The sequence below is a fragment of the Streptomyces hygroscopicus subsp. hygroscopicus genome (assembly GCF_001553455.1).
Lineage (GTDB): Bacteria > Actinomycetota > Actinomycetes > Streptomycetales > Streptomycetaceae > Streptomyces > Streptomyces hygroscopicus.
On record NZ_BBOX01000518.1, the window covers coordinates 1 to 7,770 of the forward strand.

At 72.7% G+C, this 7,770-nt stretch carries 8 protein-coding genes; 6 read left to right on the forward strand and 2 right to left on the reverse strand.

Annotated features, from left to right (window positions below; all coding sequences use genetic code 11):
• Positions 1–264: 264 nt before the first annotated feature.
• The gene (locus tag AXW62_RS37730) at positions 265–1,491 is read right to left on the reverse strand and encodes an acyl-CoA dehydrogenase family protein (RefSeq protein ID WP_060948342.1); all 1,227 of its coding nucleotides are present in this window, start codon (positions 1,489–1,491) and stop codon (positions 265–267) included.
• A 193-nt stretch (positions 1,492–1,684) separates the two neighbouring features.
• Between AXW62_RS37730 and AXW62_RS37735 the strand changes: the two genes are divergently transcribed.
• Positions 1,685–2,341, forward strand: a complete 657-nt coding sequence (locus AXW62_RS37735; protein WP_060948343.1) for a TetR/AcrR family transcriptional regulator — start codon at positions 1,685–1,687, stop codon at positions 2,339–2,341.
• Between the two features lie 64 nt (positions 2,342–2,405).
• Here the strand turns inward: AXW62_RS37735 and def are convergent, their stop codons facing one another.
• Positions 2,406–2,963 carry a peptide deformylase gene (def, locus tag AXW62_RS37740; protein ID WP_060948344.1) on the reverse strand — a complete coding sequence of 186 codons (558 nt, stop codon included), beginning with the start codon at positions 2,961–2,963 and terminating at the stop codon, positions 2,406–2,408.
• Between the two features lie 186 nt (positions 2,964–3,149).
• Between def and AXW62_RS37745 the strand changes: the two genes are divergently transcribed.
• The 5 genes from AXW62_RS37745 to AXW62_RS44725 all read left to right on the forward strand — a co-directional run bounded on the left by AXW62_RS37745 (position 3,150) and on the right by AXW62_RS44725 (position 7,625).
• Entirely contained in the window at positions 3,150–4,388 is a 1,239-nt protein-coding gene (locus AXW62_RS37745) for a Mur ligase family protein (protein ID WP_060948345.1), read from the forward strand.
• A 24-nt stretch (positions 4,389–4,412) separates the two neighbouring features.
• Positions 4,413–5,150 carry a type 1 glutamine amidotransferase gene (locus AXW62_RS37750; protein ID WP_060948346.1) on the forward strand — a complete coding sequence of 246 codons (738 nt, stop codon included), beginning with the start codon at positions 4,413–4,415 and terminating at the stop codon, positions 5,148–5,150.
• A 166-nt stretch (positions 5,151–5,316) separates the two neighbouring features.
• Positions 5,317–6,342 carry a 6-phosphofructokinase gene (locus AXW62_RS37755; RefSeq protein WP_030828874.1) on the forward strand — a complete coding sequence of 342 codons (1,026 nt, stop codon included), beginning with the start codon at positions 5,317–5,319 and terminating at the stop codon, positions 6,340–6,342.
• A 56-nt stretch (positions 6,343–6,398) separates the two neighbouring features.
• Positions 6,399–7,349, forward strand: coding sequence for a cytochrome c oxidase assembly protein (locus AXW62_RS37760; protein ID WP_060948347.1), 951 nt, complete (start codon positions 6,399–6,401; stop codon positions 7,347–7,349).
• Positions 7,350–7,469: 120 nt separating this feature from the next.
• Complete coding sequence (locus AXW62_RS44725; RefSeq protein ID WP_014056722.1) at positions 7,470–7,625, forward strand: hypothetical protein; 156 nt, start codon at positions 7,470–7,472, stop codon at positions 7,623–7,625.
• Positions 7,626–7,770 lie beyond the last annotated feature (145 nt).

Sequence of the window (7,770 nt, forward strand, 5' to 3'; positions counted from 1 at the left end):
AGGGGCCGACGTCGAAGGGGCGCGCCCCGCTCCCGACGCCCGGCACGGCACCTCGCCGCGTTGCCGCACCGCCCTGGTGCGCCCGGTCCGAGGGCGACGCTCCGCCTCGCGATGCTCCCGGCGGTCGCCGCGGGGAGGCGCCCCCTCACCGGGCGCCGCCCGCGGCCGGACGCCCCCCTTGGGCGACCGGCCCCGGGAAACGCGGCGAGACCGTGGGGTTCCGGCCCCGCCCCCACGCGGCCGGGCCGGAACCCCGCGCGCCTCCTAGCGGATCTGGACGCCGGAGACGGTGCGGGCGATGACCAGGCGCTGGATCTCGCTGGTGCCCTCAAAGATCGTGTAAATCGCGGCGTCGCGGTGCATCCGCTCGACCGGGTACTCGCGGGTGAAGCCGTTGCCGCCGAGGATCTGCACCGCCTGGGCGGTGACCTGCTTGGCGGTCTCGCTGGCGAACAGCTTGGACATGGAGCCCTCGGCCGACTCGAACGGCTTGCCGTTCGCGGCCATCCACGACGCGCGCCACACCAGCAGCCGCGCGGCGTCGATCCGCGTGCGCATGTCGGCGATCTGGAAGGCGACGCCCTGGTTGTCGATGATGGGGCGGCCGAACTGCTGCCGGGTCCTGGCGTAGTCGAGCGCGACCTCGTAGGCGGCGCGGGCGGTGCCGACCGCCATGGCGCCGACGGCCGGGCGGGACGCCTCGAAGGTGGCCATCGCGGCGTTCTTCACGCGCTCGCCGCCCGTCCTGGCCTTCTCGCGGGCGCGGGCGAGGCGCTCGTCCAGCTTCTCCTTGCCGCCGAGCAGGCAGCTGCCGGGCACCCGCACCTGGTCGAGGACCACCTCGGCGGTGTGCGAGGCGCGGATGCCGTGCTTCTTGAACTTCTGGCCCTGGGAGAGTCCGGGGGTGTTCGGCGGGATGATGAACGACGCGTGGCCCTTGGAGCCGAGTTCGGGGTCGACGACGGCGACCACCACGTGGACGTTCGCGATACCGCCGTTGGTGGCCCAGGTCTTGGTGCCGTTCAGGACCCATTCGTCCTTGGCCTCGTCGTAGACGGCGCGGGTGCGCATCGAGCCGACGTCGGAGCCCGCGTCGGGCTCGGAGGAGCAGAAGGCGGCGACCTTCACATCGTCCGGGTCGCCGTACATCTGCGGGATCCAGGTGCCGATCTGCTCCTCGGTGCCGTTGGCGAGGACGCCGACGGCGGCCAGGCCGGTGCCGACGATGGACAGCGCGATGCCCGCGTCGCCCCAGAACAGCTCCTCCATGGTCATGGGGAGGCCGAGGCCGCTGGGGTCGAAGTACTGCTGGGCGTAGAAGTCCAGGGAGTACAGGCCGATCTTGGCGGCCTCCTGGATAATCGGCCAGGGGGTCTCCTCGCGCTCGTCCCATTCGGCGGCGGCGGGCCGGATGACGTCCGCGGCGAAGCCGTGGATCCAGTCGCGCACCTCCTTCTGATCGTCACTGAGCTCGAACGAGATCTCCGCCATGGCCCCTCCACGTGCTTATTACCTGCGGTAACCGCAGTCTGTTACCGGCGAGTAGATGATGTCAACTCCTCCGGGCACCCGGGACCTCGGCCCCCGCGGGTGTTACGTTGCGCTTCAGCGCGGAGCGCTGTCGCGCCGGCCAGTGCGGGACGGGAAGGCGCGAGTACGACATCGGGGGCGGGGAGGCAACCTCATGCAGACCGGGACCAGCCAGCGGGACGACCAGCGGCAGGCGGCCCAGCGCCGGCGCAAGGAGCTGCTGGAGGCCGCGGACCGGGTGGTGCTGCGCGACGGCCCGGAAGCCTCCATGAACGCCATCGCCGCCGAAGCGGGCATCACCAAGCCCATCCTGTACCGCCACTTCGGCGACAAGGGCGGACTGTACCGCGCGCTCGCCAAGCGCCACACCGACGCCCTGCTCGCCTCGCTGCGCGCGGCCCTGGACGCGCCCGCCGAGGACCGCCGGCAGCGGGTGGAGGCCACCTTGGACACCTATCTGGCGGCGATCGAGGCGAGGCCCCAGGTGTACCGCTTCCTGATGCACCCGGCCGACAACGGCCAGCAGGAGCTGGCGCAGGGCTCCGACGTCGGCCACCACTCCGCTCCGCTGCTGCGCCGGCTCGGCGAGGAACTCGCCACGGTGATCGCCGAGCGGCTGGAGCTGGGGCCCGGTGGCGACGAGACGGCCCGGGTCTGGGGCCACGGGATCGTCGGCATGATGCACGCGGCCGGTGACTGGTGGCTGCGCGACCGCCCCTGTGCGCGCGGCCAGTTGGTGCGCCATCTCACCGATCTGCTGTGGGGGCGGCTGTCCCTGGTGGACGACCGGGCCGGCGCACCGGGCTTCTGAGCCCCCGGCCCGCGGTCGCGCCCGGCCCGCACAGCGCTTCGCCGCGGGCCCCGCGCCCCGGGCCCTACGCCTCGTCACCGGCCGGGGCCGCCCAGGGCGCGCGGCGGACCGCCCGCAGCGCCCTGCGCCGCCGCAGCCCGGTGAGCCGGTCGGTGAACAGCCCGCCGTTCAGGTGGTCGCATTCGTGCTGGAGACAGCGCGCGAAGAAGCCGGTGCCCTCGATCCGCACCGGCTCCCCGGTCATCGTCACGCCCTCGATCACCGCGCGGTCGTGGCGCGGGGTGCCGGCCTCGATGCCCGGCAGCGACAGACAGCCCTCCGGACCGCGCACCGTCACCCCGTCGGCCGCGACCAGCCGGGGGTTGACCACATGCCCCAGATGGCGGTGGTCCTCGTCGTCCGGGCAGTCGAAGACGAAGACCCGCAGCCCCACCCCGATCTGATTGGCGGCGAGCCCCACCCCGTGCGCCGCGTACATCGTGGCGTACATGTCCTCGATCAGCAGGGCCAGCTCGGCGTCGAACGCGGTGACCTCCGCGCACGGCGCGCGCAGCCCCGGATCGCCGAGGAGCCGCAGGGGCCGCACCGCTCCGCGGCTGCCCGGGATCACGCCATGTCGCATGGCAGTCAAGCGTACGGGGCCCGCGGAGGGTCCGGCCGGGGTGACGGAATTCGGGACCGCGGCCGGATCTCGATAGGCTGCTCCCCGACCGTGGCCTCCCGGCTGGCGATTCGGCGCGGAGGGGGCGTACCACCGGTGCCCCGGGGGGCGGAAGCGGCGCCGGCATGCGAGGAGGATCGAAAGACGATGGCAGGCAACTCGGAGCCGCTGTCACCGCGGGCCAAGCTGGCCGTGACGGCGGGCAAGGCCGCGGCGGCGGTGTCGCGGGCAGCGGGCCGCGGCAGCGGATCGGTGATCGGCGGCAAGGTGGCCCTGCGGCTCGACCCCGATCTGCTGGGCAGGCTGGCGCAGCACCTGGACGTGGTCCTGGTGTCGGCGACCAACGGCAAGACCACGACCACCCGGCTCATCGCCGAGGCGCTGCGGGCGGCCGGCCCGGTCGTCTCGAACGCGCTGGGCGCCAATATGCCGGCCGGTATCACCTCGGCCCTGGCCGGCGGCTCCGACGCCCGCTACGGCGTCATCGAGGTCGACGAGAAGTACCTCGCCGGGGTGGCGCGCGACACCGAGCCCAAGGCCATCGCGCTGCTCAACCTCTCCCGGGACCAGCTCGACCGCGCCGCCGAGACCCGGATGCTCGCCGAGAAGTGGCGCGAGGGCCTGACCGGCACCAAGGCGGTCGTGATCGCCAACGCCGACGACCCGCTGATCGTCTGGGCCGCCTCCTCCAGCCCCAACGTGGTGTGGGTCGCGGCCGGGCAGGAGTGGAAGGACGACGCCTGGTCCTGCCCGTCCTGCGGCGGTGTGCTGCAGCGTCCGGGCGACGACTGGGTCTGCGCGGAGTGCGGTTTCCGCCGGCCGCTCCCCAGCTGGGCGCTGAACGGCGACTACGTCCTCGACCCGCACGGCGCGGCCTGGCCGATCCACCTCCAGCTCCCCGGCCGCGCCAACAAGGCCAACGCGGCCACCTCGGCGGCCGTCGCGGCGACCTTCGGGGTGCCCCCGCAGGTCGCGCTGGAGCGGATGTACCACGTGCAGGCCGTCGCCGGCCGCTATGACGTGGTCACCTTCCAGGGACGCGAGATGCGGCTGCTGCTGGCGAAGAACCCGGCCGGCTGGCTGGAGACCTTCTCGCTGATCGACCCGCCGCCCACTCCGGTGCTCCTCTCGGTGAACGCCCGCGGCGCCGACGGCACCGACACCTCCTGGCTGTGGGACGTGGACTACACCCGGCTGGCCGGGCACCCGATCTGCGTGATCGGCGACCGCAAGCTGGACCTCGCGGTCCGTCTGGAGGTCGCCGGGCTGGACTTCCGGGTCTGCGCGGACGTGGACGAGGCGGTGCGGATCTCGCCGCCCGGCCGGATCGAGACCATCGCCAACTACACCGCGTTCCAGGACCTGCGTCGCCGGGTCGGCAACTGACCTGCGAGTACGAGAGGCACGAAGATGCGTAGCACGAACCAGAACGGCCTGCGTCTGGTATGGGTCTACCCCGATCTGCTGAGCACGTACGGCGACCAGGGCAACGTCCTGGTCGTGGAGCGCCGGGCGCGTCAGCGCGGCCTGGACGTCTCCCGCCTGGACGTCCGTTCCGACCAGCAGATCCCCACCTCCGGGGACATCTACCTGATCGGCGGCGGTGAGGACCGCCCGCAGCGGCTGGCCGCCGAGCGGCTGATCCGGGACGGCGGGCTGAGCCGCGCGGTGTCCAACGGGGCGATCGTCTTCGCGGTGTGCGCCGGGTACCAGATCCTCGGCCACGAGTTCATCAACGACCTCGGCCAGCGCCAGCAGGGCCTGGGGCTGCTGGACGTGGTCAGCACCCGCGGCGAGGGCGCCCGGTGCGTCGGGGACGTACTGGCCGACATCGACGAGCGGCTGGGGCTGCCCCCGCTGACCGGCTTCGAGAACCACCAGGGCGTCACCCACCTCGGCCCGACCGCCCGCCCCTTCGCCCGGGTCCGGTTCGGCAACGGCAACGGCACCGGCGACGGCTTCGAGGGCGCGTACAACGACACCGTCTTCGGGACGTACATGCACGGCCCGGTGATGGCCCGCAACCCGCACATCGCGGACCACCTGCTGAAGCTGGCCCTCGATGTGAACGCGCTGCCGCCGGTCGACGACCAGTGGTACGAGGCGCTGCGCAACGAGCGGATCGCGGCGGCGACCCAGCCCGCCTGAGCCGCGCTCCGCTCGGTCGAGCGGAGCGCCCCCGCAGGGTGCCCGCATGCCGGACATCCGTCGGGATCCGGCCTCCCCGCCGCCCGGCCGCTTGTAGGGTGGCGGGGTCCCGCCGGACGACGCGGTCCGGCCGTCAGCCCCCATCGCAGACAGAGGTACGCGTGCCATGCGCATTGGTGTGCTCACGTCCGGCGGCGACTGCCCCGGCCTGAACGCGGTCATCAGATCGGTCGTGCACCGCGCCACCGTCGACCACGGCGACGAGGTCATCGGCTTCCAGGACGGCTGGAAGGGCCTGCTGGAGTGCGACTACCGCAAGCTGGACCTGGACGCCGTGAGCGGCATCCTGGCCCTCGGCGGCACCATCCTCGGTTCCACCCGGGTGCGCCCGGAGCATCTGCGGGACGGTGTGGAGCGGGCCAAGGGCCATGTGGCGGAGCTCGGTCTGGACGCGGTCATCCCCATCGGCGGGGAGGGCACCCTGAAGGCCGCCCGGCTGCTCTCGGACGCCGGGCTGCCCATCGTCGGCGTGCCGAAGACCATCGACAACGACATCGCCTCGACCGATGTGACCTTCGGCTTCGACACCGCGGTCGGGGTGGCCACCGAGGCCCTGGACCGGCTGAAGACCACCGCGGAGTCCCATCAGCGGGTGCTGATCGTCGAGGTCATGGGGCGGCACACCGGCTGGATCGCGCTGCACTCGGGCATGGCCGCGGGTGCCCACGCCATCGTCGTACCGGAGCGCCCGTTCGACATCGAGGAGCTCGCCGGGGCCGTCGGGGCGCGGTTCGAGGCGGGCAAGAAGTTCGCGATCGTGGTGGTGGCGGAGGGCGCCAAACCGCGCGAGGGCACGATGGACTACGAGGCCGGCGGCACGGACGTCTACGGCCATGAGCGCTTCGCGGGCATCGCCCGTCAGCTCTCCGTCGAACTCGAGCGGCGGCTGGGCAAGGAGGCGCGGCCGGTCATCCTGGGCCATGTGCAGCGCGGTGGCACCCCGACGGCGTACGACAGGGTGCTGGCCACCCGCTTCGGCTGGCATGCGGTCCAGGCGGCCCACCGCGGCGCATTCGGCACCATCACGGCGTTGCGCGGCACGGACATCGTCCTGGTGCCGCTCGCGGAGGCCGTGGAGCGGCTGAAGACGGTCCCCGCCGAGCGGTATGCCGAGGCCGAGTGCGTGCTGTGATCTGAGCGGTTCTAGGCTGGTGCGAGCACATATGGTGCGCACCGGGAGGAGCTTCGATGGATCACGGCGGGCACGGCATGACCATGGATCTGCCGCCGTTCACCCTCGCACGCGGGTTGGAGTTCGGTGGCGATCCGTTCTTCCTGGTCGGCTGTGTGCTGGCGCTCGCGCTGTACGGCTGGGGGGCGGCGCGGCTGTGGCGGCGCGGTGACGCCTGGCCGGTGGGGCGCCTGGTCTCCTTCGTGCTCGGGGTGCTGACCATCGTGGTCTCGATGTGCACCAAACTGAACGACTACGGCATGGTCATGTTCAGCGTCCACATGGTGCAGCACATGATCATCAGCATGGTCTCGCCGATCCTGCTGCTGCTGGGCGCCCCGGTCACGCTGGCCCTGCGGGCCCTCCCGGCGGCCGGGCGCGGCCGCAAGGGGCCCCGGGAACTGCTGGTCGCCCTGTTGCACAGCCGGTACGTGCGGGTCATCACCCACCCGGCGTTCACCATCCCGCTGTTCATCGCCAGCCTGTACGCGCTGTACTTCACCCCGCTCTTCGACTTCCTGATGGAGAGCAAGACCGGGCACATCGCGATGATGGTCCACTTCCTCGCGGTGGGACTGGTCTTCTTCTGGCCGATCATGGGTGTGGACCCGGGCCCGCACCGGCCCGGCTATGTGATGCGGATGCTGGAGCTGTTCGCGGGCATGCCGTTCCACGCGTTCTTCGGCATCGCGCTGATGATGGCGTCCGAGCCCATGGTCGGCGCGTACCAGCACCCGCCCGCCTCGCTGGGCATCGACGCGCTGTCGGACCAGACCTGGGCGGGCGGTATCGCCTGGGCCTTCAGCGAGATCCCCTCGGTGATCGTCCTGGTGGCGCTGGTCCACCAGTGGTACAAGTCCGAGCAGCGCCAGGCGCGGCGCATCGACCGCACCGCGGACCGCGACGGCGACCAGGAGCTCGCGGCGTACAACCGCTATCTCGCCTCGCTGCAGTCCCGCGGCCACTGAGGCCGGGCGGGTCCGGCGGCCCGCTAGCGGCCGGGCCCCGCACCGCGAGACCATGGCTCCGGGCCCTGGGGGCCCGTGTCCTGGCGAAGGGGCGCCAGGACCGCCGTGAGGAGGTCGGGGATGCCCGGATCCGCGAAGACGATGACGGTGGCCACGGTGGGGGGCCTGGTGCTGGTGACCGCCTACACTGTGGCCCTGGGGAGCAACGGCTGGCTCTGGTTCGGCTGGGTGGTGCTCGGCCTGCTGACCGTGGGGGTCGTGGTGGCCCGGGGCTGAGGGGCGCCGGCCGTGCTCAGGGGGCGGACCCCGAGGGCCGGCCCAGCAGCCGCCGCCATAACGCCACCCACCACGGGACGCGCCCGGCGGCCGGCGCGGCCGGCTCCTCGGCGGCCCGGCAGGGCGCCGGGGCGAGCCCCTCGGC

Bases quoted from the DNA above. Each gene is read 5' to 3' on its own strand.
- AXW62_RS37730 (WP_060948342.1), bottom strand. From the start codon at position 1,491: ATGGCGGAGATCTCGTTCGAGCTCAGTGACGATCAGAAGGAGGTGCGC.
- AXW62_RS37735 (WP_060948343.1), top strand. From the start codon at position 1,685: ATGCAGACCGGGACCAGCCAGCGGGACGACCAGCGGCAGGCGGCCCAG.
- def (WP_060948344.1), bottom strand. From the start codon at position 2,963: ATGCGACATGGCGTGATCCCGGGCAGCCGCGGAGCGGTGCGGCCCCTG.
- AXW62_RS37745 (WP_060948345.1), top strand. From the start codon at position 3,150: ATGGCAGGCAACTCGGAGCCGCTGTCACCGCGGGCCAAGCTGGCCGTG.
- AXW62_RS37750 (WP_060948346.1), top strand. From the start codon at position 4,413: ATGCGTAGCACGAACCAGAACGGCCTGCGTCTGGTATGGGTCTACCCC.
- AXW62_RS37755 (WP_030828874.1), top strand. From the start codon at position 5,317: ATGCGCATTGGTGTGCTCACGTCCGGCGGCGACTGCCCCGGCCTGAAC.
- AXW62_RS37760 (WP_060948347.1), top strand. From the start codon at position 6,399: ATGGATCACGGCGGGCACGGCATGACCATGGATCTGCCGCCGTTCACC.
- AXW62_RS44725 (WP_014056722.1), top strand. From the start codon at position 7,470: ATGCCCGGATCCGCGAAGACGATGACGGTGGCCACGGTGGGGGGCCTG.